The sequence below is a fragment of the Bradyrhizobium pachyrhizi genome, assembly GCF_029714545.1.
Taxonomy (GTDB): Bacteria; Pseudomonadota; Alphaproteobacteria; order Rhizobiales; family Xanthobacteraceae; genus Bradyrhizobium; species Bradyrhizobium pachyrhizi.
The window spans coordinates 8688323-8714432 of the sequence record NZ_CP121667.1; the positions used below are offsets into that span (position 1 = coordinate 8688323).

Annotated in this window: 25 protein-coding genes; 13 read left to right on the forward strand and 12 right to left on the reverse strand. The window is 65.7% G+C overall.

What is annotated here, in order from left to right; all coding sequences use genetic code 11:
• Positions 1 to 14: 14 nt before the first annotated feature.
• Both QA639_RS40980 and QA639_RS40985 read left to right on the forward strand, forming a co-directional pair.
• Positions 15 to 1871, forward strand: a complete 1857-nt coding sequence (locus QA639_RS40980; protein WP_283088873.1) for a branched-chain amino acid ABC transporter ATP-binding protein/permease — start codon at positions 15 to 17, stop codon at positions 1869 to 1871.
• Complete coding sequence (locus QA639_RS40985) at positions 1868 to 2566, forward strand: ABC transporter ATP-binding protein (RefSeq protein ID WP_283088874.1); 699 nt, start codon at positions 1868 to 1870, stop codon at positions 2564 to 2566. Before QA639_RS40980 ends, QA639_RS40985 begins: the two co-directional genes overlap by 4 nt.
• Here QA639_RS40985 and QA639_RS40990 read toward each other — a convergent pair.
• A complete protein-coding gene (locus QA639_RS40990) occupies positions 2563 to 2988 on the reverse strand; it encodes an HIT domain-containing protein (RefSeq protein WP_028337334.1) in 426 nt (141 codons plus the stop codon). The genes QA639_RS40985 and QA639_RS40990 overlap by 4 nt on opposite strands.
• A 105-nt stretch (positions 2989 to 3093) precedes the next feature.
• Between QA639_RS40990 and prmC the strand changes: the two genes are divergently transcribed.
• The gene (prmC, locus tag QA639_RS40995) at positions 3094 to 3981 is read left to right on the forward strand and encodes a peptide chain release factor N(5)-glutamine methyltransferase (protein ID WP_283088875.1); all 888 of its coding nucleotides are present in this window, start codon (positions 3094 to 3096) and stop codon (positions 3979 to 3981) included.
• A 497-nt stretch (positions 3982 to 4478) separates the two neighbouring features.
• Complete coding sequence (locus QA639_RS41000; RefSeq protein WP_283088876.1) at positions 4479 to 5264, forward strand: DUF4167 domain-containing protein; 786 nt, start codon at positions 4479 to 4481, stop codon at positions 5262 to 5264.
• A gap of 44 nt (positions 5265 to 5308) precedes the next feature.
• Here the strand turns inward: QA639_RS41000 and QA639_RS41005 are convergent, their stop codons facing one another.
• Positions 5309 to 6061, reverse strand: a complete 753-nt coding sequence (locus QA639_RS41005; RefSeq protein ID WP_028337337.1) for a class I SAM-dependent methyltransferase — start codon at positions 6059 to 6061, stop codon at positions 5309 to 5311.
• A gap of 183 nt (positions 6062 to 6244) precedes the next feature.
• Here QA639_RS41005 and gloB point away from each other — a divergent pair, with 183 nt between their 5' ends.
• Positions 6245 to 7012, forward strand: coding sequence for a hydroxyacylglutathione hydrolase (gene gloB, locus QA639_RS41010; protein WP_050387761.1), 768 nt, complete (start codon positions 6245 to 6247; stop codon positions 7010 to 7012).
• On the forward strand, positions 7012 to 7443 hold the full coding sequence (locus QA639_RS41015; RefSeq protein WP_283088877.1) for a cupin domain-containing protein: 432 nt from the start codon (positions 7012 to 7014) through the stop codon (positions 7441 to 7443). The genes gloB and QA639_RS41015 overlap by 1 nt, the downstream gene beginning before the upstream one ends.
• Before the next feature lie 89 nt (positions 7444 to 7532).
• Here QA639_RS41015 and yddG read toward each other — a convergent pair whose 3' ends face one another.
• The 3 genes from yddG to QA639_RS41030 form a co-directional block, all read right to left on the reverse strand.
• On the reverse strand, positions 7533 to 8405 hold the full coding sequence (yddG, locus tag QA639_RS41020) for an aromatic amino acid exporter YddG (protein ID WP_212056408.1): 873 nt from the start codon (positions 8403 to 8405) through the stop codon (positions 7533 to 7535).
• 186 nt (positions 8406 to 8591) lie between these two features.
• On the reverse strand, positions 8592 to 9317 hold the full coding sequence (gene phbB / locus QA639_RS41025) for an acetoacetyl-CoA reductase (protein ID WP_016841131.1): 726 nt from the start codon (positions 9315 to 9317) through the stop codon (positions 8592 to 8594).
• 168 nt (positions 9318 to 9485) lie between these two features.
• A complete protein-coding gene (locus QA639_RS41030; protein ID WP_050387764.1) occupies positions 9486 to 10664 on the reverse strand; it encodes an acetyl-CoA C-acetyltransferase in 1179 nt (392 codons plus the stop codon).
• Positions 10665 to 10977: 313 nt separating this feature from the next.
• Between QA639_RS41030 and phaR the strand changes: the two genes are divergently transcribed.
• Positions 10978 to 11568 (forward strand): polyhydroxyalkanoate synthesis repressor PhaR, encoded by a 591-nt coding sequence (gene phaR / locus QA639_RS41035; RefSeq protein ID WP_016841133.1) that lies wholly within the window; start codon positions 10978 to 10980, stop codon positions 11566 to 11568.
• Positions 11569 to 11644: 76 nt separating this feature from the next.
• On the opposite strand, the gene QA639_RS41040 is transcribed toward phaR, so the two are convergent.
• Positions 11645 to 14023, reverse strand: a complete 2379-nt coding sequence (locus tag QA639_RS41040; protein WP_283088878.1) for an acetamidase/formamidase family protein — start codon at positions 14021 to 14023, stop codon at positions 11645 to 11647.
• Positions 14024 to 14408: 385 nt separating this feature from the next.
• Here QA639_RS41040 and QA639_RS41045 point away from each other — a divergent pair, with 385 nt between their 5' ends.
• Positions 14409 to 15863, forward strand: coding sequence for an acetamidase/formamidase family protein (locus QA639_RS41045; protein WP_026191996.1), 1455 nt, complete (start codon positions 14409 to 14411; stop codon positions 15861 to 15863).
• A 39-nt stretch (positions 15864 to 15902) separates the two neighbouring features.
• On the opposite strand, the gene QA639_RS41050 is transcribed toward QA639_RS41045, so the two are convergent.
• The gene (locus QA639_RS41050; protein WP_157346990.1) at positions 15903 to 17594 is read right to left on the reverse strand and encodes a putative bifunctional diguanylate cyclase/phosphodiesterase; all 1692 of its coding nucleotides are present in this window, start codon (positions 17592 to 17594) and stop codon (positions 15903 to 15905) included.
• Positions 17595 to 17813: 219 nt separating this feature from the next.
• Between QA639_RS41050 and QA639_RS41055 the strand changes: the two genes are divergently transcribed.
• Positions 17814 to 18098 carry a hypothetical protein gene (locus QA639_RS41055; RefSeq protein WP_028337345.1) on the forward strand — a complete coding sequence of 95 codons (285 nt, stop codon included), beginning with the start codon at positions 17814 to 17816 and terminating at the stop codon, positions 18096 to 18098.
• A 7-nt stretch (positions 18099 to 18105) separates the two neighbouring features.
• Here the strand turns inward: QA639_RS41055 and QA639_RS41060 are convergent, their stop codons facing one another.
• The 3 genes from QA639_RS41060 to mtgA form a co-directional block, all read right to left on the reverse strand.
• Positions 18106 to 18735 (reverse strand): hypothetical protein, encoded by a 630-nt coding sequence (locus QA639_RS41060; RefSeq protein ID WP_157346992.1) that lies wholly within the window; start codon positions 18733 to 18735, stop codon positions 18106 to 18108.
• A gap of 143 nt (positions 18736 to 18878) precedes the next feature.
• Positions 18879 to 19064 (reverse strand): 50S ribosomal protein L32, encoded by a 186-nt coding sequence (gene rpmF, locus QA639_RS41065; protein ID WP_021077536.1) that lies wholly within the window; start codon positions 19062 to 19064, stop codon positions 18879 to 18881.
• 157 nt (positions 19065 to 19221) lie between these two features.
• Positions 19222 to 19893: a monofunctional biosynthetic peptidoglycan transglycosylase gene (gene mtgA, locus QA639_RS41070; protein WP_157346994.1), complete on the reverse strand. Its 672-nt coding sequence runs from the start codon at positions 19891 to 19893 to the stop codon at positions 19222 to 19224.
• 199 nt (positions 19894 to 20092) lie between these two features.
• Between mtgA and QA639_RS41075 the strand changes: the two genes are divergently transcribed.
• On the forward strand, positions 20093 to 21013 hold the full coding sequence (locus QA639_RS41075; RefSeq protein ID WP_157346996.1) for a polyprenyl synthetase family protein: 921 nt from the start codon (positions 20093 to 20095) through the stop codon (positions 21011 to 21013).
• Positions 21014 to 21029: 16 nt separating this feature from the next.
• A complete protein-coding gene (locus tag QA639_RS41080; protein WP_157346998.1) occupies positions 21030 to 21710 on the forward strand; it encodes a DUF1345 domain-containing protein in 681 nt (226 codons plus the stop codon).
• Positions 21711 to 21788: 78 nt separating this feature from the next.
• Here the strand turns inward: QA639_RS41080 and QA639_RS41085 are convergent, their stop codons facing one another.
• Complete coding sequence (locus tag QA639_RS41085) at positions 21789 to 22223, reverse strand: GFA family protein (protein ID WP_050387770.1); 435 nt, start codon at positions 22221 to 22223, stop codon at positions 21789 to 21791.
• 202 nt (positions 22224 to 22425) lie between these two features.
• On the opposite strand from QA639_RS41085, the gene QA639_RS41090 reads away from it, so the two are divergent.
• The gene (locus QA639_RS41090) at positions 22426 to 22800 is read left to right on the forward strand and encodes a nuclear transport factor 2 family protein (RefSeq protein WP_028337351.1); all 375 of its coding nucleotides are present in this window, start codon (positions 22426 to 22428) and stop codon (positions 22798 to 22800) included.
• Positions 22801 to 22908: 108 nt separating this feature from the next.
• Positions 22909 to 24516 carry a Na+/H+ antiporter gene (locus tag QA639_RS41095; RefSeq protein WP_050387771.1) on the forward strand — a complete coding sequence of 536 codons (1608 nt, stop codon included), beginning with the start codon at positions 22909 to 22911 and terminating at the stop codon, positions 24514 to 24516.
• Positions 24517 to 24671: 155 nt separating this feature from the next.
• Here the strand turns inward: QA639_RS41095 and QA639_RS41100 are convergent, their stop codons facing one another.
• Complete coding sequence (locus QA639_RS41100; protein ID WP_283088879.1) at positions 24672 to 26012, reverse strand: Rieske 2Fe-2S domain-containing protein; 1341 nt, start codon at positions 26010 to 26012, stop codon at positions 24672 to 24674.
• Positions 26013 to 26110: the final 98 nt, after the last annotated feature.

A 26110-nucleotide genomic window follows, 5' to 3' on the forward strand; every position in this document is an offset into this window, starting at 1 on the left:
CGACGGATATTTAGATGCTTAAACAGCGCCCATACCTGATCGAATTCCTGACGGCAGCCGGACTGATCGTCGCGCCCTTCGTGCTGCCGTGGCTCGGCTTCGCGCCCAACACGGTGAACCGGATCCTGGTCTGGGGCCTGTTCGGCCTCGGCTTCGACATCCTGTTCGGCTTCACCGGCCTGCTGTCGTTCGGCCAGTCGGCCTTCTACGGCACCGGCGGCTTCGTCGCCGCCTATCTGCTGACGCGCGCCGGCTTCCCCTACGTCGTGCTCGCGCTCGTCATCGGCATGATCGCGGCCGCCGCCACCGGCTATCTGATCGGCCTGATCGCACTGCGCCGCACCGGCATCTATTTCGCGATGATCACGGTGGCGATCGCCGAGGTGTTCTTCTTCGTCGAGTTCAATCCGCTGTCGGACTTCACCGGCGGCGAGAACGGGCTGCCGGGCGTGCCGACCCCGAGCTTCAATCTCGGCTTCACCACGCTGCACTTCACCACCGGCTGGTCGCTCTACCAGTTCCTGGCGCTGTGCTACTTCATCGGCGTCGTGATCGCGCTGCGCATCGTGCGCTCGCCGGTCGGCGCCGTGTTCAGCGCGATCCGCGACAATCCACTGCGCGCGACCGCGGTCGGCCACAACATCCACGGCTACAAGCTGACCGCCTTCGTGATCGCCGCCGCCTATGCCGGCTTTGCCGGCGGGCTGCTCGGCGTGCTGCAGGCCTTCATGCCGCCCGACGCATTCACTTTCGACACCTCGGGGCAGCTCGTGATGCAGACCGCGATCGGCGGCCGCGGCACGCTGTTCGGGCCGCTGGTCGGCGCCGCGGTGTGGCTGTCGCTGCAGGACTTCCTGCAGGCGGCGCTCGGGCTCGGCGCGGCCTGGAAGCTTGTGCTCGGCGTCGTGTTCGTGCTGCTGGTGTGCTTCCTGCGCCGCGGCATCATCGGCGGCCTCGCCGATCTCTACCGCCTCCTGACCGGACAGCGCGGCGCCAAGGAGCCGGAGGAGAGCGCGCCCGAGGTCGTCGCCGTGGCAAGCGACCGGCACGCCGCGGTGCCCGCCGCGCCGAAGCCGGTGGCGGCTCGCGCCGGCGGCAATCCGTCCGGACCGATCCTCCAGGCCAAGGGCCTGACCAAGCGCTATGGCGGCCTGCTCGCCAACAGCGACATCGACTTCACCGTCAATCACGGCGAGCTGCGCGGCATCATCGGCCCGAACGGCGCCGGCAAGTCGACCTTCTTCAAGATGCTGACCTGCGAGGTGCACCCGACCTCGGGCACCATCCTGTTCGAGGGCCGCGACATCACCGGCATGAACGTTACCGACGTCTGTCAGCTCGGCCTGACCAAGAGCTACCAAGTCAACCAGCTATTCGCCGGGCTGACGGTGCGCGAGAATCTGGTGATCGCGGCGCTGTCGGCGCTGCGCGGCAAGTTCAAGCTCGACCTGTTCCGCAGCATCGACAGCATCCCCGGCCTGTCGGAGCGCGTGCAGCAAACGCTGGAGCTGGTCAATCTCACATCGAGGCCCGATACGCCCGTGTCCGAGCTCGCCTATGGCGAGAAGCGACGGCTGGAGATCGGGCTGGCGCTGGCGACGTCGCCGAGCCTGTTGCTGCTCGACGAGCCGCTGGCCGGCATGAGCCCGCGCGAACGCGTCGAGACCGTCAAGCTGCTGAAGTCGATCAGCCAGGGGCGCACCATGATCATCATCGATCACGACATGGATGCGCTGTTCGAGCTCGCCGAGCGCGTCACCGTGCTGCAGGAAGGCCGCGTGCTGGTCGAGGGAACGCCGGAAGAGATCAAGAACAACTCGACCGTCCAGGAAGCCTATCTTGGCGGCGTGCATGGAGTGCTCGCCGCATGAGCCTGCTCGAGGTCAATGGACTGAACAGCTATTACGGGGATTCCCATATCCTGTTCGACGTCTCGATGCGCGTCGAGCGCAACGAGGTGGTGGCGCTGCTCGGGCGTAACGGCGCCGGCAAGAGCACGACGCTGAAGAGCCTGATGGGCGTCGTCACCCCGCGCCGCGGCTCGGTGATGTTTGACGGCGTCGAGATCTCCGGCCGGAAGAGCCACAAGATCGCGCAGGCCGGCATGCAGCTGGTCCATGAGGAGCGCCGCATCTTCGGCAGCCTGAGCGTCGAGGAGAACCTCGTGATCGCAGGCCTGACCGCCTCGCAGCGCTGGCCGCTCGAACGCATCTACGAGATGTTCCCGCGGCTGCGCGAGAGGCGCGGCAACCGCGGCACCGACCTGTCCGGCGGCGAGCAGCAGATGCTGGCGATCGCGCGCGCGCTGGTGCGCGATCCCAAGATCATCCTGCTCGACGAGCCATTCGAGGGGCTGGCGCCGGTGATCGTGCGCGACCTGATGAAGGCGTGCCGCGATCTGGCCGAGGCCGGGCAGACCATCGTGCTGGTGGAGCAGAACCTCGCCGCGACGCTGGCGCTGGCGCAGCGCATCTACATCATCAACAACGGGCACATCGTCCATGAAGGGCCGGCGCAGGAGATCAAGGCGCAGCCCGAGGTCCTGCAGCGCTATCTCGGCGTCTAGCCTGCGAGCGCCGCAATCATGCGTTTGGCGTGATCGACGAGCACGTCCATCTCCTCCTTGCGGGTCTGCGCGGGCAGCAGCGCGACGCCGGCCTTCACCGGCATCACATGCATATGCAGGTGAAACACCACCTGGCCGCTGGCGGGCTCGCTGAACTGCTGGATGATGATGCCGTCGGCGGCAAACGCCTTCATCGCGGCGATGGCGATGCGCTTGGCCGAGCGCGCCACCGCGGCGAGGTCGTCGTCCGCGATGTCGAGGATGCCGCGCGCGGGCGCCTTCGGAATCACCAGGGTATGTCCCGGCGATCGCGGCATGATGTCGAGAAAGGCAAAGGTCCGGTCGGTCTCGTAGACCTTGAAGCTCGGGACCTCGCCGCGCAGGATCTTGGCGAAGATGTTCTGGTCGTCATAGCCCGTCATGGTCGCGCGTTCCGGATCGATGGGTTGAGATTTCGACCGTGCGCGCCGGCCGCAAGGGGCGCAAGTGATATCGACGCCGCATCGACCATCGGCTAACAACGCGCGATGAGCGAACCTGCTGGAAATGGCCAGACCGTCGAGAGTATCAGGCGCAGCCTCGCCGCCCGCCTCAAGGCGGCCGGCCGCGACGCCGCCGAGCTCGATGCGCGACTGCTGGTCGGCGCCGCGCTGGGGCTCGATCTGACCGGCATGGTCACCGGCGCGAAGCGCGCGCTGACGGGAGACGAGGCGGATCACCTCGAGCGTCTCGCGCAGCGCCGCCTCGCCGGCGAACCGATCGCGCGCATCCTCGGCGTCAAGGAGTTCTGGGGATTGCCGCTGCATCTGTCCGCCGCGACGCTGGTGCCGCGCCCGGACACGGAGACAGTGGTCGAGCGCGCACTCGAACTGCTGCGCGCCGACGGCGCGGCCGAGCGCGCGTTGCGGATCGCCGATCTCGGCACCGGTTCCGGCGCGATCCTGCTGGCGCTGCTCTCGGAACTGCCGAACGCGCATGGCTTCGCCACCGACATCTCGGCGGAAGCGCTGCAGACCGCGAGCCGCAACGCCGCCGAGCTCGGACTTAGCCAGCGCACGACATGGATCAAGTGCAACTACGGCAGCGGGCTGGCTGGCGCGTTCGAACTGATCGTGTCCAACCCGCCCTACATCCCCTCGGCCGACATCGCCGGGCTCGACATCGAGGTGCGCGCGCATGATCCGCGCACGGCGCTCGACGGCGGTGCCGACGGGCTCGACGCCTATCGCGCGCTGATTTCGCAATCTGCGGGTCTTTTGGCCCTAGGCGGATTTCTGGTTGTGGAAGTCGGACATGGTCAGAGCGGCGACATTGAAGCGCTGATGACGGCATCCGGATTATCCCCAACGGGGCCGCCCAAGGCCGATCTCGGGGGCATCCCGAGGGCCGTTTCCGCCCGCCGGCTGCCCCGATAAAGTCCTATTGGAACGAAAAAAAACCTCTTGGATTATCCCCCGGGAACGACTACGTTCCGGGCACAACATCGGTGCTGGCCCCGTAATCCGTTACGGGTGATGACCAGGGTTCAGCAGAGCCCGCCGATCGAAAGGTTCCAGGAACGCAGGTCACATAGAGCGCAATAGCCGAAGCTGTGCTGCTCTCGACCGCCAAGCGAACGAAAGCCTGTTATTGCGCTTGAAGACTTACGCACGAGAACTGAGCCTGTCTCAACGGGCGGAATGATTTGGTCGCTGGCGCGATTGCCGGCGGTTGGGGAACGCGTCTTTGCTGAACGCGACTTTGCTGAACGAGATGGTCGGCGACATCGAAACCACTTCGAACGGTATTGCGATTCCGTGTGCCTAGGCGCGCGCCGAATCGGACTCTGGGAATCGGACTTCTGAGAAATCGGACTGCTGAGAAATCGGACTGTGGACTGCAATAACTTCAGGGCTGGAATAAAAGGCGACAGATGAGAAACGGTCAGAACAACAAGCGGATGCGCAACCGGAATAACAACAACAATAACAACAACAATAACCGGCGCGGCCAGAATCCCCTGACACGGGTGTATGAATCGAACGGACCCGACATCAAGATCCGCGGCACGGCCTCCCACGTGGCCGAGAAATACGTTCAGCTTGCGCGCGATGCGCGCTCGTCCGGCGATCCGGTGGCAGCTGAGAACTACTATCAGCACGCCGAGCACTACTACCGGATCATCGCGGCCGCGCAGGAGCAGTTCCGGCAGAACCAGCAGCAGCCGCGCCCGGACGCCGAGGTCACGCCGACCGAAGACGGCGACGACGACAGCGACGGCTATTCGAGCTTCGGCCAGGAGCCGGGCTTCGTGCCGCAGCAGCAGCAACCTTTCATGCGCGACAACGGCCAGCAGCCGTACCAGCGCGATCAGCAGCAGCCGCGCGAGCATCGCGAGCGTGACCAGCAGCCGCGTGAGCATCAACCGCGTGAACATCGTGAGCGCGAGCATCGTCCGCAACCGCAATACCAGCCGCAGCCGCAGAACCAGCCGCAGCCCGCGATGGCCGATGCCGGCGGCGTCGATCGCCTGCCCTCGTTCATCACCGGCGGCGCGCAGCCGCAGGTCAGCGGCGCCTACGAAGGCAACAATGGCGGCGCAGAACGCGGCGAACGGAGCGAGCGCTTCCCGCGCCGCCGCCGCCGTCCGCACGGCCCGCGCCCCGACATGGCAGCGCAGCCCGCGCCGAGCGACGACTTCAATCCGGGCAACGAGTAACGCACGTATGCGACCGACCCTCCCCCTCCGGGGAGGGTGACATTTCACGCCTCTGTGTGGGTCGATTTGCGCGTCGCCGTCGAGGACGGCACCAGCACCGGACGCAATGACGGGATCAGCTGCGTGCGCTCGCGGCGCGCGGGGATCGCGCGATAGACCTGCTTGGTCGCCTCCACGATATGCACGCCGGCGAACGGCATCGACAGCGCCGCGCCGACCCGCTCCCACGCCATCGCCGAGCGCAGGAACCAGCTGCCCTGCACCGGCGGCATGAACAACGCCTCGCCCCACGACGACGGCGTGAACCAGGTCTGCCGCAACAGCTGCGTGATCTGCGCCCGCGAATAGGGCCGGCCATGACCGAACGGCGTGGCATCGGTGCGCGTCCAGACGCCGCGGCGATTCGGGATGATCGCGATCACCCGCCCTGAGGGCGAGAGCACCCGCCACACCTCGCGCAGCAACCGCTCCGGGTCATCGGACATCTCCAGCGCGTGCACCAGCAGCACGCGGTCGACCGCGGCATCGGGCAGCGGCATCGAGAATTCGTCGATCAGGGTGGCCAGCGCCGGCCGGCCGGTCGGCCATTTCAGGACGCCCTGGGCCGCCGGCATGAAGGCGATGCAGCGCTCGCAGGACTCACGGAACAGGCCGAGATAGGGGGTCGGATAGCCGAGGCCGAGCACGCGCTGGCCTTCCGCGTTCGGCCACCGCGCGCGGATACCCCGGTTAATCAGCTGCCGCGCCACGATGCCGAGGCGCTGCGAATAGAAGTCGCGCAGGTCGATGACGTCCATGATTTAGCCTAACACGCCCCCCGCTGCCGGGGTGCGCCGAAAATTGCATTGCCGCCGGAGCGTTAACGCCATATTTCACCCCTATATTGGGCGCGTTAAAAGCATGACCCGGGAAAGTCGATACCGGTCTTTACGAATACATCATGCTTTGAAATGTCCGTCCCGTTTGTTCGTGGAGATATCATGACCGCCGAAATTCGCACCTTCAGCTGCCTCACCGACAATTTCGGGTATTTGATCCACGATCCCGCGACCAAGGCGACCGCGTCGATCGACGCGCCGGAGGCCGGCCCGATCATCAAGGCGCTGGAGCGCGAGGGCTGGACGCTGACCGACATCCTGATCACCCATCACCATGGCGACCATGTCGGCGGCGTTGCCGAGTTGAAGCAGAAATACGGCTGCCGCGTCGTCGCCCCGCGCGACCAGTCGGCCAAGATCGCCAATGTCGATTTGCGCGCCGCCAATGCCGATGTCATCAAGGTCGGCAGCCTGCTCGCACGCGTGGTCGAGACGCCCGGCCATACACTCGATCACATCTCCTATGTGTTCGACGGCGAGAAGGCGGTGTTCGCCGCCGATACGCTGTTCTCGATCGGCTGCGGCCGGGTGTTCGAGGGCACCTATCCCATGATGTGGGATTCGCTGCTGAAGCTGCGCTCGCTGCCGGATGATTTCCGTCTCTATTGCGGCCATGAATATACCGCGGCGAATGTGAAGTTCGCGCTCACCATCGAGCCTGACAATCCGGCCCTGCAGAAGCGGGCCGAAGAAGTCACAAAACTTCGCGCCGAGAACAAGCCGACGATTCCGGTGCTGCTCGGCGACGAGAAGAAGGCCAACGTGTTCCTGCGCGCCGACGAGCCCGCGGTCGCGGCCAAGCTGCACATGAAGGGCGCCGACCCGGCGCTGGTGTTCGGCGAGCTCCGCGAGCGCAAGAACAAGTCGTGATGGCCGACCTCTCGGCTGCCGACATCATCGCGCGGCTTGCGCTGCAGCCGCATCCCGAGGGCGGGCACTATCGCGAGACGTTCCGCGACGCGCGCTGCGACGCCAACGGCCGCGCGCATTCGACCGCGATCTACTTCCTGCTGGCGCGCGGCGAGCGCTCGCACTGGCACCGTATCGACGCGGTCGAGATGTGGCATTATTACGCCGGCGCGCCGCTGACGCTGCGGATTGCAGAGGACGGCGCCCCACATTCGATCACGCTCGGGCCGGATGTGGCGCGCGGCGAGCAGCCACAGGCGATCGTGCCGGCAGACGCCTGGCAGGCCGCCGAAAGCAACGGCGACTGGACGCTGGTCGGCTGCACCGTCGCGCCGGGATTCGAGTTCGCGAAGTTCGAGCTGGCGCCAAAGGGCTGGGAGCCGGCTTCATAAGAGCTCTCGTAGGATGGGTAGAGCGCGGCGAAACCCATCATCTCGCCGCGTGGATAGAAGTTGATGGGTTTCGCGTCGCTCTACCCATCCTACGTTCTTTTTCTCAGCACCATGTCTTTCGCCGCGATCAACCCGCCGCCGGCGATCAGGATCGCGGCGATCGCAATGTTGGCACTCGGCTTGGCGAAGCCCGCCAGAATCAGGAACGCGGTCGAGAGCAGCGGCGTGGCGTAGGAGGCGGCACCGAGCACGCGGATGTCGCCGCGCTTCATGCCGATGTCCCAGGCGAAGAATGCGGCCCCCACCGGACCGATGCCGAGCGCGATGACGGCGAGCCATTGCAGCGGCGTCGCGGGCCACACCGTCGTCTCCACCATCATGTGCACCAGCGCCGCAAGCACGGCGGTCGCAAGGCAGAAGCCTGCCACCGCATCGGTCGGCACCGCCTTAAGCCGGCGTGACATCACCGAATAGGACGCCCACACGAACGCCGCGACGAAGGCGGCCGCGAAGCCTGGAATCTGCTCTTTCGTGAAGGCGCCGGTGTTGCCGGCGAACAGCAGCACGGTGCCGGCGAGGCCGAGCAGCGCGCCGACGATGTGATGCACGGCAAGCCGCTCGCCCGGCAGCAGCGACGAGAACAGCACGATCAACAGCGGCCAGAGATAATTGAGCAGCCCGGCCTCGGCCGGCGGGGCGAAGCGCAGCGCCAGGAAATACAGCGCGTGATAGCCGAACAGCCCGCCGACGCCGACGACCCAGGCGACCAGCGGTTGCTTCAACGCACCGAAGGCCGATGGACGCAACAGGAAGCTCGCGAACGCGACCGCGGCGCCGATCGCAAACGTCATGGCCGCGAGCTGGAACGCGGGTATAGCTCCGGTCGCGACCGTCATGACCGACAGCAGCGACCACATCAGGATGGCGGTCAGTCCGACAAGGGTGGCAGTTCGGGTCGTCATCTCAATTCAATCCGTCGTGGCCGGCATGACTGTCCAAAGGATGGCGGTCTGCAGCCGCTCATCGATGTCCCGGCCGGCCACGTCTTCCTTCGCGTGTGGCGCGTTGTAAAGACGAAAATGCCCGGCACAAGGCCGGGCATTCGCGACTTGATTGTGCGCGCCTGCGACGCGACGACGCTGCTCGCGTCAGGCGTGATACTGGCCGCCGTTCACGGTCAGCGTCGAGCCGGTGATGAAACCGGCATCGTCGGCGGCCAGGAACACCACCGCACGCGCGATCTCTTCGGGTTCGCCGAGCCGGGCGACCGGAATCTGCGGGATCACGTTCTTCTCGAGCACGTCCTTCGGCACCGCCTGCACCATCTCGGTGTTGATATAGCCGGGGCAGATCACGTTCACGGTGATGCCGCCCTTGGCGTTCTCCAGGGCTAAGGCCTTGGTGAAGCCGATGTCGCCGGCCTTTGCCGCAGAGTAGTTGACCTGGCCGAACTGGCCCTTCTGGCCGTTGATGGAGGAGATCGAGATGACGCGGCCGAACTTGCGGGCGCGCATACCCTCGATCACCTGGCGCGTCATGTTGAACAGCGAGCCGAGATTGGTGTTGATCACGGCATTCCACTGCTCGACCGTCATCTTGTGGAATGCGGTATCCTTGGTGATGCCGGCATTGTTGACGAGCACGTCGACCGGGCCGAGATCGGCCTCGACCTGCTTGACGCCGGCCGCGCAGGCGTCAAACGACGCGACGTCCCACTTGTAGACCGGAATCCCGCTCTCCGCCTTGAACTTCTCCGCCGCGGCGTCATTGCCGGCGTAGCTCGCCGCCACCTTGTAGCCCGCCGCTTTCAGCGCCTTGCTGATCGCAGCTCCAATACCGCGCGTTCCGCCCGTCACCAATGCAACACGTGCCATGTCCGTTTCCTCCTTGGCCGTCTTTTATAACCGGATAACTCCGGCCTACGCACTCACAACCCCTCGAAACAAAAATGCCCGGCGCAAAGCCGGGCATCTTATTTATCAGCTCGCGCCGCGGTTGACAGATGATCTTTTCATCACCTAACCGGCCTCGCTGCCTTTTGTTCAGTCGCGTGCAACGCACATAGCGATGCCCATGCCACCGCCGATGCACAGCGTCGCGAGGCCCTTCTTGGCATCGCGCTTCTGCATCTCGTGCAACAGCGTCACCAGCACGCGCGCACCCGACGCGCCGACCGGATGGCCGATCGCGATCGCGCCGCCATTGACGTTGACCTTGGCCGGATCCCAGCCGAGGTCCTTGTTCACCGCACACGCCTGCGCCGCGAACGCCTCGTTGGCCTCGATCAGATCGAGGTCGGCGATGTTCCAGCCGGCCTTCTTCAGCGCGGCGCGCGAGGCGGGGATCGGGCCGGTGCCCATGATCTTGGGGTCGACGCCGGCCTGGCCCCACGAGACGATGCGGGCCAGCACCTTCTTGCCCTGCTTGGCGGCTTCCTTGGCGGTCATCAGCACGACGGCGGCGGCGCCGTCATTGATGCCCGAGGCGTTGCCGGCGGTCACGGTGCCCTCCTTCTCGAAGGCCGCGCGGAGCTTGGCCATCGCGTCGAGCGTGGCGCCATGTCGCGGATACTCGTCGGTGTCGACCACGATATCGCCCTTGCGGGACTTGATGGTGACCGGGACGATCTCGTCCTTGAACTTGCCGGCCTTCTGCGCCGCCTCGGCCTTGTTTTGCGAACTGACCGCGAACTCGTCCTGCTGCGACCGGGTGATCTGGTACTGCTTGGCGACGTTCTCGGCGGTGTTGCCCATGTGGTAGCCGTTGAAGGCATCCCACAGCCCGTCCTTGATCATGGTGTCGATCAGTTCGAGGCCGCCCATCTTGACGCCGCCACGCAGATACTGCGCGTGCGGGGCCATGCTCATGGATTCCTGGCCCCCCGCGACGACGATCGAGGAATCACCGTTGAGCAGCGCCTGGTAGCCGAGCGCCACGGTGCGCAGGCCGGAGCCGCAGAGCTGGTTGACGCCCCAGGCCGGGCTTTCCACCGGGATGCCGGCCGCGATCGAGGCCTGGCGGGCCGGGTTCTGGCCCTGCGCGGCGGTGAGGATCTGGCCCATGATGACTTCGGAGACTTGGCCGCCCTCGACGCCGGCACGCTCCAGCGCCGCCTTGATGGCGATCGCACCGAGGTCATGGGCTGGCGTGGTGGCGAAAGCGCCGTTGAAGCTACCGACGGGGGTGCGGGCGGCACTGACGATGACGACATCGTCTGACATGGACATCTCCTATGGGTTGTAGCTGGGTTTCTCGACGGCGGGCGGCCGATTTGGCGGGCCTGTCTCTTGATGGCTATCCTGTAAACCTCATCGAGACATGTCAATCGCACTGTCGGGCAAATCGCGCCGCGACGCACTCAAAATGACGGCCTTGGCACTTTCCTGAGCAAATCCTATGCTTTGGAATTAACCGCATAGCACAAAACTGTAGCCGAACCGCTTTGAAAATGCTTACCTTTGCTGCGATGCGTTGCATTTTGCCCTGCGGCGATGCCGTAGGGTTCCAGGTTCTTCGGTGTTGAAGTGAGAGCCCATGGCAAAATCTGAACAACCGACCACGATCAAGAAATACGCGAACCGGCGGCTCTATAATACCGGGACGAGCACTTACGTAACGCTCGAGGATCTCGCGGCGATGGTGAAGGAAGGCGAGGATTTCCTCGTCTATGACGCCAAGACCGGCGACGACATTACCCGCTCCGTGCTCGCGCAAATCATCTTCGAACAGGAAAACAAGGCCGGGCAGAACCTGCTGCCGACCACTTTCCTGCGCCAGCTGATCCGCTTCTACGGCGACAGCATGCAGATGGTGGTGCCGAAATATCTCGAACAGTCGATCGAGACGCTGACCAAGGAACAGGAAAAATTCCGCAAGCAGATCGCGGGCGCGCTGAGCGGGACACCGTTTGCGCCGCTGGAAGAACAGGTCCGCCGCAACATGGAGCTGTTCCAGCAGACCTTCTCGATGTTCAAGCCGTTCGTGCCGCAACGCGGTGGCGGCGAGGCCGAGAAGGCGCCGGAGCCCACGCCCGATGACGGCAACATCGACGATCTTCGCCGCCAGATGAAGGACATGCAGGAACGCCTCGAGCGCATGTCGCAGCCGACGAAGAAGGACGAGTAGGTCGCTTCGCCGATCGGCCGGACTCACCGGCCGCTATCGTTTCGCGCAATCCTGACGGCGGCAACTCAGGCCGGCGTCAGGCGCCGCTTGCCCCGGGGAGCATGCTCTTGCGGACGATCGCGTGCACGCCCCAATTGCCGTCGGCAACCTGCGTGACGCCGAAATCGACGCCGAGCGAGATCAGCGCCAGCGCCTCATCCTCGCTGAGACGGTAGCACTCCATCAGGAATTTGCGCGTCGCCCGGAACGCATTGCGCAGCGCCAGATCGACCGACGAGCGCTGGTAGATTTCCGACTGCGCGTTGCGCCCGAGCTCGCGCAGATAATTGCCGTAGCTGAAGCCGTGCAGGATCCACTCCTCCGGCGTTTCCAACAGCGGGTGCGCGAGCCCTTCGACATGCGGCTTGGTCGCCCTGCCGCTCTTGTGCAGGATGAAGCGAAACTGGCCGGTGAGCGAAAGCTCGAGCGCGGTGCCGTTGACCTCGCCGTCGCCTTGCGCGAAGTGCGGATCGCCGATCGAGAACAGCGCGCCTGATACTGCGACCGGCAGATAGAGCGTGGTGCCCTTGGTGGCGCGCCAATTGTCGACATTGCCGCCGAAATAGCCGGGCGGAATCGAATCGATGATGTCGGATTCGCGCGGCGCCACCGCCATGAAGCCGAAATGCAGCCGTGCCGGAATCCGCACGCCGGCGAGCACGCCGGGCTGTTTCTCGACGGTGGCGTGATCGACCGGCACGCCGGGATAATCCATCGTCTCGTGGCGCACGCCGAACGGATCGGTCTGCGGCGTCCAGCGGTAGGAATAGACAGCGCGGGCCCACTCGGCCTCTGCATCGGTCTCGAAGATCGTGATGGTCTCGCGCTTGACCGGCGGATCGATCAGATCGTTGTATTGAAAGCCCCACCAGGCCGCGGCATTGCTGCCGAACGACTTGCCGGCATAGGCCGGGTTGGCTGATGGCCGCGGCCAGATATCGAGGATCTGCACCTCGAGCACATCGCCCGGCTCCGCGCCGCAGACATAGATCGGCCCGGTGCAGATGTGCACGCCGAACCCTTCGCCGGCGCCGCGGCCGAAGATCGAACCGTCCATCGGGCCGGCGCCGCGGCGTTCGACCGACTTGCCCTCGGCGGTCCAGCGAAACACGCTCTCCGCACCCGGGTCGCCCTTGATCATGCGCTCATAATCATCGAATGCGTGCTGGGTCAGCGTCTCGATCGTCACCACCGCGCCCGACTGCACGCTCATGACCGGCGGGATGGCGCGGCTGAGATAGCCCCAATGCGCGGTCTCCCTGGACACCTTGAGATGGTGATGCGAGGCGCCCCGCCCTTCCGGTACAGCCGCCGGCAGTTCAACCGGCATGATCGGCTCCGGCGGCGCAACCGTCTCGCGCACCACCGGGCTTGACGCGAGACTTGGCGCGAGCCGCAACACCGTTGCGGTGCCACGCGCCAGCCGCGGCCGGCCGCGCGTGCGCTCGCCCTCCACATCGCGCGGCACGGCCTTGCGGAAGTCGCGCGGCGAGGTGCCGTAGGTCGCGCTGAACATCCGGCTGAAATGGGCCTGATCGGTGAAGCCCCAGCGGTAGCTGATTTCGGCGATGCGCTGGTCGGCATAGTTCGGATCGATCAGATCGTTGCAGCAGCGTTCCAGCCGCCGCTCGCGCACATAGGCCGAGAACGTCGTGTTCTGCCGTTCGAACAGCCGTTGCAGATAGCGTTGCGACAGCCCCTCCTGCCGCGCAATGTCGGCGATGGTCAGGCCGGCATTGCCGAGCTGGGCCTCGATCGCGGCATCGACCCGGCGCAGATGGCCGGCCTGGACCTGCGTCATCGCCTCGGCATCGAGCCGCGTCTCGCCGAGCAGCGCGCCGGCGACGAGTTCGGTGACCGCGACCTCGGCGGTGGCAAGATCCGCCTTGTCGAGGATCGCGAAATTGCCGCCCAATGTCCGCATCACCGGACGCACGGCCGCAGCCGCAATCGTCGCGCCGAGCACCGCCGGCAGGCGCAGGCGATTGTGCCCGAGCCGGCCGAGCAAGCGCTCGCGCGGCAGTTCGAGCAGCAGGATCTCGAAATCCTCGCGCAAGGTCATGCGCCACGGCGATTGCAGGTCGCACACCGAGACGTCGTTGTCGGCGAACTCGCAGCTGCGCTGACCGCACGTGATGCTGCCGCGACCGTAGCCGTGGAAGATGATGGCGACCCGCGCCGGCATTCCCGGCGAGGCCGCATGACCGCTGCAGACGATCTGCTGCTCGGTCGAACGCAGCAGCGCGAGCTGGCCGCCGCTGGTCGAGCGCTTCGCGGTCAATTCGCCGAACTGGAATTGGCCGGCCTCCGGCAATTCGCAATCGAGCTGCAGACCGGCCAGCGCCTCGCGCCAGACCTCCCGCCGGTTTTGCCGCGGGATCGCATCGACCGAAACCCGAAAGGTCGTCGCGACCATCACCCCTCCAGGCCGCAGCACCGCGGCCTTCCACTCACAGAGCCGTGAACGCAGCCTGCACCGATTGCAGGCAGGCGGCAAGCATGTTGCGACGGCACATGTTGCCCGGCCGTCGTGCAACGCGCGGAAGCGGCCGCTTTCGCGTGGCAGCGCTATCAATGGCGAACGCAGTGCAACTTGATCGAATGCGCCCAAATTCTTGACCGTTCCGGCCATGCCGCGATGCGAAGCCAGCCGCCGCAGATGCCTCGCACGCTGCTGCACAGGCCTTTGCGCCGCGAAGGCAGCAAGCGCGCCGACAAATTATTGGGCGCGCCCGGTCATGTCGGAGCGGCGCGGCGCCATGCACTCTCATGCGCACTTTCGATCCAAGGAGGAGCTCAAGATGTGCGCAGGTGACGACAAGAACTGCCCGGACTTCGAATTGCATCATCGACAGTTCAAGGAGACGCTCGACCGGGAACGCCGTTCGTTCCTGCGCTCGAGCTTCGCGGCGGCGGGCGGCGCCGCGGCGATGACCGCCGGCGGCATCTCGCTGGTGACGCCGAAAATGGCGGCCGCCGCCGAGAAGCATCAGCCGGCGCAGCGCGCCTATCACCATCTGCCGGCCAATGCCGACACCGTGCATTGGGGTTATTTCAGCAAGTCGCTGAAGCCGCGCGTCGAGATCAATTCCGGCGACTTCATCACCATCGAGGCGCTGACGCATCACGCCAATGACGATGCCGAGCGCATGGTCAAGGGCGATCCCGGCGTCGAGAGCGTCTATCTCTGGACCAAGGAGAAGAAGGGCGTGAACCGGCGCGGCGCCGGCCCGATGGATGCCTCGCTGTTCGGACGCGGCGCCGGCGAAGGCCTCGGCGTGCATATCTGCACCGGGCCGGTGTTCGTGCGCGGCGCCGAGGAAGGCGACGTGCTCGAGCTGCGCATCATCGACGTCGCGCCGCGGCCCTGCGCCAACCCGAAATATTCCGGCAAGGCGTTCGGCAGCAACGCCGCGGCATCGTGGGGCTTCCACTACAAGGATCTGCTCACCGAGCCGAAGCCGCGCGAGGTCGTCACCATCTACGAGGTCGACGCGACCGGCGAGCGCAACTGGGCGCGCGCCGTCTACAATTTCACCTGGACGCCGCAGACCGATCCGTCCGGCGTGGTGCACAAGACGATCGATTATCCGGGCGTCCCGGTCGATCATTCGACCGTCAAGGAGAACCACGGCATCCTGAAGAATGTGCGCATCCCGGTGCGTCCGCATTTCGGCGTGATCGGGCTCGCGCCGAAGGAGGCCGAGTTCGTCGATTCGATCCCGCCGAGCTACACCGGCGGCAACATCGACAATTGGCGCATCGGCAAGGGCGCCACGATGTATTACCCGGTGGCGGTCGAGGGCGGGCTGCTGTCGGTCGGCGATTCTCACGCCTCGCAGGGCGATTCCGAACTGTGCGGCACGGCGATCGAATGCTCGCTCAACGGCACCTTCCAGATCATCCTGCACAAGAAGGCCGACCTCGCCGGCACCGCGCTGGAAGCGCTCGACTATCCGATGCTGGAGACCCAGGACGAATGGCTGGTGCACGGCTTCAGCTATGCCAACTACCTCAGCGAGCTCGGAGCCGGCGCGCAGACCGAGATCTACAAGAAGTCGTCGGTCGACCTCGCTCTGCGCGATGCCTTCCGCAAGATGCGCAAATTCCTGATGACGACGAAGAAGCTGACCGAGGACGAGGCCATCTCGCTGATCTCGCTCGGTGTCGACTTCGGCGTCACCCAGGTGGTCGACGGCAATTGGGGCGTCCACGCGGTGATCCGCAAGGACATCTTCGCCGGCGGCGAGAGCTGAAGAGAATCTGGAGCGCGGTGATCAGCCGATCATCGCGCTTCAGCCCGTGGCGGGCACGGGCTTCTCCGCCGGCGCGTTCCACGGGCGGTCCGGCGAGGCGAGGCCGATCAGGCGGCCCTGGATGAAGTCGCAGCCCCATTCGCGCAGCATCACGGCGGCTTCCTCGTCCTGCACCCATTCGGCGACCGTCTTGATCTCGAGACGGCGCGCCAGATCGATCAGCGTCTGCACGAAAGCGCGGTCGTCGGCCGAACGCACGATGTTCTGCACGAAGGCGCCGTCGATCTTCACGATGTCGACCCCGAGCTTGCGCAAATTGCGGAACGAGGTGTAGCCGGCGCCGAAATCATCGATCGCGATCCGGCTGCCGAAGTTCTTCAGGCGCGTGACAAAGCCACGGACGTCGTCGATATCCTGGATCGCGACCGTCTCGGTGATCTCGACGATCAGCCGCTCGCCGACGCCGGGATGCGCGCGCATCAGGGATTCGATGGTGGCCCACCAGTCCGGATCCATCGTGGTGTCGGGCGAGATGTTGAGGCTGAGCTGTACGCCGGGGGCGGCGGCGAGCTCTGCGATGGCGAGCTCCAGCACGCGGTGATCGACCAGCCGAATCAGGCCGAGCCGCTCGGCGACCGGCACGATATCGGGCGCGAGCAGCGCCCGGCCGTCGTCCTGCTCCATGCGGACCAGGCACTCGTAGAACGCGGGCTGCCGCAGGCGCGCATCGACCACGGGCTCGAAGCCGATCACGATGCGGCGCTCGTTCAGCGCGGTGACGATCTCGTCGGTGACGCGGATGTTGACGCGGCGCTGGGCGTCGCGCTCGACATTCGGCTTCCACAGCGCGAACGATCCGGCGCGGCGGCTCTTGGCCGCGTCCAGCGTCTCTTGGGCGCGATTGACCGCCTCCTCCGCCGACCTCGCATGGCGCGGAATGGTGACGGCGCCGATCGATGCTGTCACCGACACCGGGCCGGACTTGGTCGGCACCACCTCGTCGCGCACCGCGGCGAGGAAACGCTCGGCCGCGACATTGGTGTCGTCGACGGTGCAGTTGCGCAGGATCAGGCCGAACTTGTTGCCGGAGAAGCGGCCGAGCATGTCGCCGCTGCGCAGCCGCGCGCGAATCCGCTTCGCGACCTCGGCGATGACGGCGTCCGCGACATCGAAGCCAAAGGCATCGTTGACGCGCGCCAGATGATCGATGCCGATCAGCATGAAGGCGCAGGAGCTGCGGAAGCGCGCGCACTCCTCCATCGTCTCGGCGAGCGAGGCGATCAGATGGGTGCGGTTGAGCTCGTTGGTCAGCGGATCGTGCCGCGACAGCTTCAACAGCTGCTCGTCGCGGGCGTGCCGCTCATTGTTGATGCGGACGACGCCCTCTACGCGCGCCGGCCTGCCGTCGGCGCCGGCAAACCAGCAGCCGGTCTCCTCGATCCAGATCACCGGCGCTGACGTGACGGCCCGCACGCCATATTCGATCCGGTAGGGCATGCCCTCCCCGCTCCGCACCGGCGCCGGCGCACCGAGCGCATCGGATCGCACCGAGCGCGATGGCTCGATCAGCTTTGCAAGCTCGGCACCGCCCGCCAGCGCCGCGACCGGGATATCCGGGAAGACCGCCGCCACATTGTCGCTCCAGGCAATCGCATCGCTCGCCAGGTCCCAGGCGAATGTCGCTTGGCCGAGCGAGGCGAGGATGCTGGCAGCTGGCGGGACAGGGGGCATCGAACATGTCTCGATTTGGGACGGCGCCCGGTGATTCTACACGCTCTCAAGATAGTGGTTCCGGCGAATCCAACGCTAGGTGAAGTTGATAAATAATCTGGAAACCACGTTTTCGACTGTCCGGGAACGAACTGGGGACGGCGGGCATGACCCTTGCCACGGGGGTGTTGCGGAGGGACGCGACGTCCCAAACTATGACGCTCCAACGGGTCGCAGACGATGCAGGATATCGATCAATCGGAAATCCTCGACGGTGAGTGCACCGGCGATGCTGCGGCGGCCAGCACGGCGCTGGTGCCGCTGGCCGCGACCACCCATTGGGCGCCCAAGATCCCGCTGCCGCATGCCGATCCGTCGTTTGTGGCCCACCTGATCGCAACCGCCGCACACGAACCGCAGACGCGCGGGCAGCGGCGTGGGTCATTGGCCGACGCGCAGAGCGCTTACGGTCCGCATGTCGACGAACGCCGCAGCGTGGCGCGGCGGACCCGGCAGATCATCTAGAAAAATATCAGCGCTGCGGCGCGTCCGACGGCGGATGGCCGCCCGGCTGCAAATCCGGCGAAGCGACGGTCGGCTTCGGTGCGGACTGATCGAGCAGCACGGATTCCGCGACCGATGTCGCCGGGGGAACCGGTGCGGCCGGCGGCGCGGCAGGCGCCGGTGCGGCGACGGGCGCGGGCTCGGAACGCGGCGCGGGCGCCTCTGCCGGCGCGGGCTGCGGCGCCTCGCGCTGCGGCTTGCTGACGCTCGGTGCCGCAGGCGCGACCCCCGCACGGCGGCGGGTGCGCAGCGCAATTCCGGAGATGAAATCGACCAGCGCCAGCAGCGTGAGCAGGCCATAGGTCGAGTTGCCGAATTTCGGCCAGAGCACGAATTCGGCGGCGGCGGCGCCGAACACGATCAGCGACAGCAGATGGTCGGTGAGATATTTCGCGCCGGGGCGCGCGCCCTTGATGACCTCGAGCAGCAACAGCAGCACGGCGGCCGCGAGCAGCATATCGCTGAGCGTGATCTGCCACTGCTCGCCCGACAGCAATGTCAACCTGATCAGCGGGTCGGTGAACGACACGCCGGGCATCAGGAAGGCGATGATGTTGTAGACCGCGAGCGGAACGAGCAGCAGCGGAAAACCGACCATCGGGGCTTGCGCCTTATTCAGGGAGAACCAGCAATGCGGCGGTGCTCATTGGCCTCGCCGCGGACGCGCCCGTCTTGGCCGCACTCGTTGACCGAATTCAGGCGCCGCGCCGCATGGCTGCGGCGCGTAGGCCGAATGTCCGATCAGGACTCTTTCTTGGCCTTCAGGACCTGGCGGCCCTTGTACATGCCGGTCTTGAGGTCGAGGTGATGCGGACGGCGCAGTTCGCCGGAGTCCTTGTCCTCGACATAGGTCGGGGTCTTGATCGCATCGGCCGAACGGCGCATGCCACGGCGCGACGGCGAGGTTTTTCTTCTGGGAACGGCCATGACGGTGTCCTCTAGGGGTGTTGCGGAGGCATCGTCCGAAATGCGGACGGCTCAGCGCTTCGAAGCGCAAGCTGCGATGCCGGTAAGGCCGCGCTTATAGAGGAAGGCATCGCGTAAAGCTAGGGTCCGAGCCAGCAAAAAGCGCCCGAAAAGGCCCTCAGGAGCCGCGATTTTCGCGCCAGCAGCGCTCCACCGCGTTGGCCCGGGCCATATAGGTGGCAGACAGCCTGCGGACCCCCGGCCCCGGGTTCCGGGCGCTCCTCTTGACCGGATTCGGCAGGATCGCCGCCAAAAGCGCGGCCTCGCGGGCTGACAGCGCCGCGGCGGACCTGCCAAAGGCATATTGGGCGCCGGCCTCGGCGCCGAACTGGCCGGACGGGCCCATTTCCGCGATATTGAGGTAGATTTCCAGGATCCGCTGCTTGGGCAGCACGAGATCGATCCAGAGCGCCAGCGGCAGTTCCAGCCCCTTGCGGATCACGCTGCGGCCGGACCACAGGAACAGGTTCTTGGCGACCTGCTGGGTGATGGTCGAGCCGCCGCGGGCCACCTCGCCATCCTCGGCGTCGTCGAGCACCTCGCGCAGCGCACCCCAGTCGATGCCCCGATGCTTGCAGAAATGAGCATCCTCCGAGCCGACCACGGACCGCACCAGATAGGGCGACATCGCGCCGAAATCGATCCAGTGCCGCGTCACCGGGGCCCCGCGCAGGGTCCGCCACGCCATCAGCGCCGAAACCGGATGGCCGGTGCGGTAGAACGGCGCCACCAGATACGGCAGCAACAGCAGGGCCAGCAAAAGCAGCAATAAAATTCGGACGATGCGCAAAACGAGGGTTTCCGGGGAGGACCATTCCAGGAAGGATTTGGGACCCGCCCGCCAGAACACGGCCGGCGCCGTCGACGTCTGCGGGATAATTCACGGTTTTTCCAGCACTTTTAAGGCGCATTCCGTCGCAGGGCGGGAATTGACGAAGCCGATGCCATCAACGATTGTCCGGCCGAAAACCGATCTGGAGCAATTCTTAATGACGACCGGTACTGCAGAGTTTTCCAAGCGGCTGGACCAGACCGCGGAGGATACCGAAGCCCTGCTCGCCAAACTGCTGTCCGACACCACCGAAAGCGACGAGATCGTGCGCCCGAAGCGGCTGATCGAGGCCATGCGCTATTCGAGCCTCGGCGGCGGCAAGCGGCTGCGGCCGTTCCTCGTGGTCGAGAGCGCGGCGGTGTTCGGCATCCCGCGCGAAGCCGCCCTGCTGGTTGGCGCGGCGCTCGAATGCATCCACTGCTACTCGCTGATCCACGACGACCTGCCGGCGATGGACAATTCCGATCTGCGCCGCGGCCGCCCGACCCTGCACAAGGCCTATGACGACGCCACCGCGATCCTCGCCGGCGACGCGCTGCTGACCATCGCCTTCGACATCATCACCCGCGATGCGATCCACAAAGACGCCCAGGTCCGCCTGCTGTTGACCCGCGCGCTGGCGCGGGCCTCCGGCATCGGCGGCATGGCCGGCGGCCAGATTCTCGACCTCGCCGGCGAAGGCCGCTTCGGCGACCGCGAGCCGGTCGACGTCGCGCGCCTGCAGCAGATGAAGACCGGGGCGCTGCTCCGCTTCGGCTGCATCGCCGGCGCGATCCTCGGCCAGTCCTCGCAAAAGGAATATCAGGCGCTCGACGATTACGGCAAAGCGCTCGGTGAAGCCTTTCAGATCGCCGACGATTTGCTCGACGTCGAGGGCGACGCTGCCGCGCTCGGCAAGCCGGCCGGCGCAGACGCCGCGCTCGGCAAGACCACCTTCGTCACCCAGCTCGGCATCGATGGCGCCAAGCAGCGCGTGAGCGATCTCCTCGCGCGCGCCGATGCCGCGCTGTCGGTGTTCGGCGACCGCGGCGATGTGCTGCGCGCTGCGGCCCGCTTCGTCGCCGAGCGCAAGAACTAGCCGAAAGCGGCGCGAAATGAACAAGGAGATCGACGACCGCCTTGTTCGCTTCCGCAAGCTGCCGCTGCCGGTCCGCGTCGTCGTGGGCCGGCCGCGCACGTTCGGCTCGATCGCTTTCGGCATCCTGGCTGCGCTGCTGGTGCCGGGAGCACCGCGCATCGTCACGCGCCTGCTCGCCGGCTGGGATGCCTTCGCCGCGCTGTATCTCGTGCTCGCCTATCTGATGATGCTGCGCTGTGGCGTCGCCCATATCAAACGAAGCGCCATCCTGCAGGACGACGGCCGTTTCCTGATCCTGCTGCTGACCGCGTTCGGCGCGCTGGCGAGCCTCGCGGCCATCGTGTTCGAGCTCGGCGCATCCAAGGGGAGCCCGGCCGGACTGGCGCTGGCAATCGTCACCATCACGCTGTCATGGGCCTTGGTGCACACCGCGTTCGCGTTGCACTACGCCCATGAGTATTATCGCGGCAAGACGCCCGGCGGATTGCAGTTTCCGAGCGACGCTGAACATGTCGACGCCGATTACTGGGACTTCGTCTATTTCTCGTTCGTGATCGGGATGACGGCGCAGGTCTCCGACGTCGGCATCACCGACAAGATCATCCGCCGCACCGCGACCGTGCACGGCATCATCTCGTTCGTGTTCAACACCGCGCTGCTCGCCCTGATGGTGAACATCGCCGCGAGCGCGATCTAGCTGCGCTGCCTGATGAGATGCCGTCCACGAGGCGGTCGGCAAGGACGACAAGCAGCACGGCGATGACGTCGCGCGAATTTATTCCCCGCCTTGCGTCACGTGCTCCTGATATTGCGGCAGATCGTCCGATATCGCGTACCACGGCGCCTTGGAGCCGACGAAGATGTGGGCGGTCGGCCGGATCGCCGGCGCATCGCGCAGCGTGCCCATCGCGACATGGACATAGGCGCCGTCGCGGACCTGCGAATAGAGCAGCGAGCCGCAGCGGCCGCAATGCGCGTCGTGGGTGAGCTCGTCGCCATAGATCAGCAGCCCGTCAGCGCCGCTGACCACGGTGAATTTGTCGCGCGCGATTCCCGCGAACGGCTTGAACGCCGATCCCGTGGTGCGCCGGCAGTTCGAGCAGTGACAATTGAGCGCATAGGCAAACGCGTCGGCCACCTCGTAGCGCACGTCGCGGCAGAAGCATTCGCCGGTCAGGATATGTTCGTTCGAATTTACAGATGCGGTCACAACTCGTCCCTCACGCAGAATTTTGGCGCCGGCCATGGCGCAATCCGGCGGTTCATGGCTAAATCCTAGAGCCCTTTCCGTTCCAATTGAATCGGAACAGGGGCTCTAGATTCGAGCTTTGACGCGTTTTCTCCACGCGAACCGGCACCCGCTTCGCTCGAAAACGCTCCAGCCGATCCAATCCTGCCGGGAGGACCAACCAATGAGCCAAGATCGATCCAGCGTCGAAAGCGTCGTGCAAACCTATTTCGACGGTCTCTACGAGAGCAACGCCGACAAGCTCGCCGAGGCTTTTCATCCGAGCGCCGATTTGCGCTGGGTGGAGAAGGGCGAGCTGAAGGTCCTGACCGTGCCGGACTGGCTTGCAATGGTGCGCAAGCGCACCTCGGCGAAGGCCGAAGGCAAGCCGCGTGAGGATTTTATCGTCACCATCGACCGCTCCGACGACAACACCGCCTTCATCAAGGTGCGCTGCCAGCTGCCGCCGCGCTATTTCACCGACTATCTGGTGGCGATGAAGCTCGCCGACGGCTGGCAGATCGTCTCGAAGTCGTACCGCTACGACCTCAGGGATTGATCGAGCGGGCGCAGCGCGCCCCGCGACGGCTTTGTGACACGCCCTCGCGGTCCGGCTCCGGCCGGACCGCATTGACTGGCGGTGGTTTCCGGGCGAATTGAGCCCATTATGGAAGCCAAGTTTCAGATTTTTCTTACTTTGCTCGGCGTGCTGGCGGGAACCGCCCTGGTGGCGCGGCGGACCGATATCGCGCCCGCGATCCTGCTGCTGCTGGTCGGCGTCGTGCTCGCCTTCGTGCCGGGCATGCCGTCGCTGGAACTGCCGCCCGAGCTGGTGCTTCTGGTGGTGCTGCCGCCGCTGATCTATTCGGCGAGCGTCGCGATGAGCTGGCGCGAGTTCAAGGCCAATCTGCGGCCGATCATCCTGCTGTCGGTTGGCTGCGTGATCTTCACCGCCTTCATGGTCGCAACCGCGACCCATTATCTGATCGGCCTGCCCTGGGGCATCGGCTTCCTGCTCGGCGCCATCGTCGCGCCGCCGGACGTGGTCGCGCCGCTGGCGATCGCCCGCAGGCTCGGCATGCCACGCCGCATCCTGGTGGTGCTCGAGGGCGAAGGGCTCGCCAATGACGCGACCGCGCTGATCCTCTACCGCTTCGCGCTCGCCGCGATCACCACCGGGCTGTTCTCGCTGCCGAAGGCGACCGGCACTTTTCTCGTCATCGTCGCCGGCGAGATCGCGTTCGGCACCGCGGTCGGCTGGCTCAGCCTGCGCGCCCGCCGCCGCGCCAGGGATCCGCAGGTCGAGATCACGCTGTCGCTGATCACGCCCTATCTCGCCTACTGGATCCCCGAGCATTTCGGCGGCAGCGGCGTGATCGCGACCGTCGCCTGCGGCCTCTATATGAGCTGGAACGGACCGCTGTTGATCTCGGCCGCGACGCGCCTGCAGGGCATCTTCTTCTGGGACCTGATCATCTATCTGATCGAGGGCCTGTTGTTCCTCCTGACCGGCTTCCAGATGCGCTCGCTGTACGAGAAGTCGAAGTCGTTTCCGCTGCACGACATCCTCACCGCGACCGTACTGGTCGCCGTCATCGTGATCGTGGCGCGCTTCATCTGGGTGTTTCCCGGCACCTATCTGCCGCGCTGGATCAGCGCCCGCGTGAGCGAGCGCGATCCGCTGCCGTCGTGGCGGGCGGTGTTCGTGGTCGCCTTCACCGGCGTGCGCGGCGCGGTCTCGCTCGCCGCGGCGCTGGCGCTGCCCCTGACCTTGCCGAGTGGCGATGCCTTCCCGTATCGCGACCTGATCCTGTTCGTCGCCTTCGGCGTGATCTTCGTGACGCTGGTCGGGCTCGGCCTCACCTTGCCGCCGGTGGTGCGCTGGCTCGGCCTCGCCAGGGACGGACGCAGCGAGCACATCGCCGAGCACGAGCAGGAGATCGCGGCGCGGCGCGAGGCGCTGAACGCCGCGCTGAAGTCGCTCGATGCCATCACCGACGACCGCGAGCTTTCCGACGAGGTGATCAAGCTTTTGCGCTCACGGCACGAGATCCGCATCAACCAGCTGCCCGACTCGCTCAATCCCGACACGCACGACGTCTCCGCCACCGGCACCGAGCTGACGCGGGAGCTGATCGCCTCCGAGCGCAAGTTCATCCACATGCTGCTGCGCGACGGCAAGATCACCGACGAGACAAGGCGGCGCATCGAGCGCGACCTCGACCTCGAGGAAGCGAGCCTCGCCAACCGCGAGTATCGAAGGATTCCGCTGTAGCGAACTCTATCCCACGTCGTCCCGGGCAAGCGAAGCGCGACCCGGGACCCATAACCACCGATCGATGTTGTTGGACCAAGCTGCGGCCACAGCCCATTCCAACAATTTCCAACTGTGGTTATGGGTCCCTGCTTTCGCAGGGACGACAGTGGTGATCACTCCGCCGCGGCGTTCTGGCCGGGACCGCCGACGAAGCCGGCGGGATCGCCGAACCGCTCGATCATCACGGCGGTGAGGTCCTTGGTCTTGCTGGTGACGCAGGCGCCGGAGCGCACGGTGTAGCGGTCCTGATGCCGAGTATGCGGCGGCGCCTCGCCCTTCTGCAGCGCGCGGGCCGCTTCCATCATGAGCTTGCGGAAATGCATGATGCCGAGATCGGTCGGGCCGAGATGCTCGCGGGTGCGATCGACGATCGGGCCCTGGCTGTCCTGCACCGCGGCGTCCTGCTCGGAGACGCCCTTGATGCCGGTGTAGCTCTTGGTCCGCTGCAGCCTGCGGTCGATCAGATAGTCGTTCGCCTTGTTGCGCAGCGGCACGTAGTTCTCGTCGACCACCGCCATCACGCCGTTGCCGTTGGCGTAACCTTCCCGCTCGGCATCGGTCAGCGGCCGGTGCGGATTCCAGGCATAGGTGTAGATCCAGCAATTGGTGTCGGTGACCGGCACGAAGGTCTGGCCGAACATGTTCTCGCCCGGCATCGAGCTCGGCGCGTAGCTGTGGAACGGCATCAGGAACTGGGCGATGCGCCAGTAGATATTGTCGCCGCCGGTGAGCCGTCCGCCGGCCACCGTGAGACCCGCCTCATGCGGATTGATCTTGATCACCGGGCGCGGATCCTCGGCGATCCAGCGCATGTGATCGGTCGCGACCCGCGTCAGCGGGTTCACGAAATGCTTCTTGATGTCGAGGATCTCGTTCTCCTCCTTCTCGAAGGAGAGATGCGCGAAGGTGAAATGCGCGGTGTCGATCGAACCTTCCACCGCCTGCACCCAGTTGCAGTCCTGCCACTTCTTGGTGACGAAGCGGTGCGAGGCCGGCAGCAGCGCCATCTCCAGCGCCGGCAGTTCGGGCATCTGATCGGCCGGGCCCATATAAGCCCAGATCATGTCGCCCCATTCGCGCACCGGATAGGACTTGATCCGGATCAGGTCCTTTGCGTTGAGGTCGGGATACGACGTCGGCATGTCGACGCAGCGGCCGTCGGTGTCGAACTTCCAGCCGTGATAGACGCAGCGGATGCCGCATTCCTCGTTGCGGCCGAGCCAGAGATTGGCGCCGCGATGCGGGCAGTATTGGTCGATGACGCCGACCACGCCTCTCGTGTCGCGGAAGGCGAGCAGCTCCTCGCCCATCACCACGATCTTCTTCGGATCACTGTCCGGCTCCGCCAGCTCCTCCGACAGCAGCACCGGAATCCAGAACCGCCGCAGCAACTCGCCCATGCCGGTCCCCTCACCGGATTCGGTGAGGAATTTGTTGTCCTCGGCGCGAAGCATGGGCGGTCTCCCGATTTATTTTCGTTGTAGTTCGCAGGATGGGTGAAGCGCAGCAATACCCATCACACTTGCATCCACGCAATGAGAGGATGGGTTTC

Coding starts and splice junctions, on each gene's coding strand:
- QA639_RS40980 (WP_283088873.1), top strand. CDS start 15: ATGCTTAAACAGCGCCCATACCTGATCGAATTCCTGACGGCAGCCGGA.
- QA639_RS40985 (WP_283088874.1), top strand. CDS start 1,868: ATGAGCCTGCTCGAGGTCAATGGACTGAACAGCTATTACGGGGATTCC.
- QA639_RS40990 (WP_028337334.1), bottom strand. CDS start 2,988: ATGACGGGCTATGACGACCAGAACATCTTCGCCAAGATCCTGCGCGGC.
- prmC (WP_283088875.1), top strand. CDS start 3,094: ATGAGCGAACCTGCTGGAAATGGCCAGACCGTCGAGAGTATCAGGCGC.
- QA639_RS41000 (WP_283088876.1), top strand. CDS start 4,479: ATGAGAAACGGTCAGAACAACAAGCGGATGCGCAACCGGAATAACAAC.
- QA639_RS41005 (WP_028337337.1), bottom strand. CDS start 6,061: ATGGACGTCATCGACCTGCGCGACTTCTATTCGCAGCGCCTCGGCATC.
- gloB (WP_050387761.1), top strand. CDS start 6,245: ATGACCGCCGAAATTCGCACCTTCAGCTGCCTCACCGACAATTTCGGG.
- QA639_RS41015 (WP_283088877.1), top strand. CDS start 7,012: ATGGCCGACCTCTCGGCTGCCGACATCATCGCGCGGCTTGCGCTGCAG.
- yddG (WP_212056408.1), bottom strand. CDS start 8,405: ATGACGACCCGAACTGCCACCCTTGTCGGACTGACCGCCATCCTGATG.
- phbB (WP_016841131.1), bottom strand. CDS start 9,317: ATGGCACGTGTTGCATTGGTGACGGGCGGAACGCGCGGTATTGGAGCT.
- QA639_RS41030 (WP_050387764.1), bottom strand. CDS start 10,664: ATGTCAGACGATGTCGTCATCGTCAGTGCCGCCCGCACCCCCGTCGGT.
- phaR (WP_016841133.1), top strand. CDS start 10,978: ATGGCAAAATCTGAACAACCGACCACGATCAAGAAATACGCGAACCGG.
- QA639_RS41040 (WP_283088878.1), bottom strand. CDS start 14,023: ATGGTCGCGACGACCTTTCGGGTTTCGGTCGATGCGATCCCGCGGCAA.
- QA639_RS41045 (WP_026191996.1), top strand. CDS start 14,409: ATGTGCGCAGGTGACGACAAGAACTGCCCGGACTTCGAATTGCATCAT.
- QA639_RS41050 (WP_157346990.1), bottom strand. CDS start 17,594: ATGCCCCCTGTCCCGCCAGCTGCCAGCATCCTCGCCTCGCTCGGCCAA.
- QA639_RS41055 (WP_028337345.1), top strand. CDS start 17,814: ATGCAGGATATCGATCAATCGGAAATCCTCGACGGTGAGTGCACCGGC.
- QA639_RS41060 (WP_157346992.1), bottom strand. CDS start 18,735: ATGGTCGGTTTTCCGCTGCTGCTCGTTCCGCTCGCGGTCTACAACATC.
- rpmF (WP_021077536.1), bottom strand. CDS start 19,064: ATGGCCGTTCCCAGAAGAAAAACCTCGCCGTCGCGCCGTGGCATGCGC.
- QA639_RS41075 (WP_157346996.1), top strand. CDS start 20,093: ATGACGACCGGTACTGCAGAGTTTTCCAAGCGGCTGGACCAGACCGCG.
- QA639_RS41080 (WP_157346998.1), top strand. CDS start 21,030: ATGAACAAGGAGATCGACGACCGCCTTGTTCGCTTCCGCAAGCTGCCG.
- QA639_RS41090 (WP_028337351.1), top strand. CDS start 22,426: ATGAGCCAAGATCGATCCAGCGTCGAAAGCGTCGTGCAAACCTATTTC.
- QA639_RS41095 (WP_050387771.1), top strand. CDS start 22,909: ATGGAAGCCAAGTTTCAGATTTTTCTTACTTTGCTCGGCGTGCTGGCG.
- QA639_RS41100 (WP_283088879.1), bottom strand. CDS start 26,012: ATGCTTCGCGCCGAGGACAACAAATTCCTCACCGAATCCGGTGAGGGG.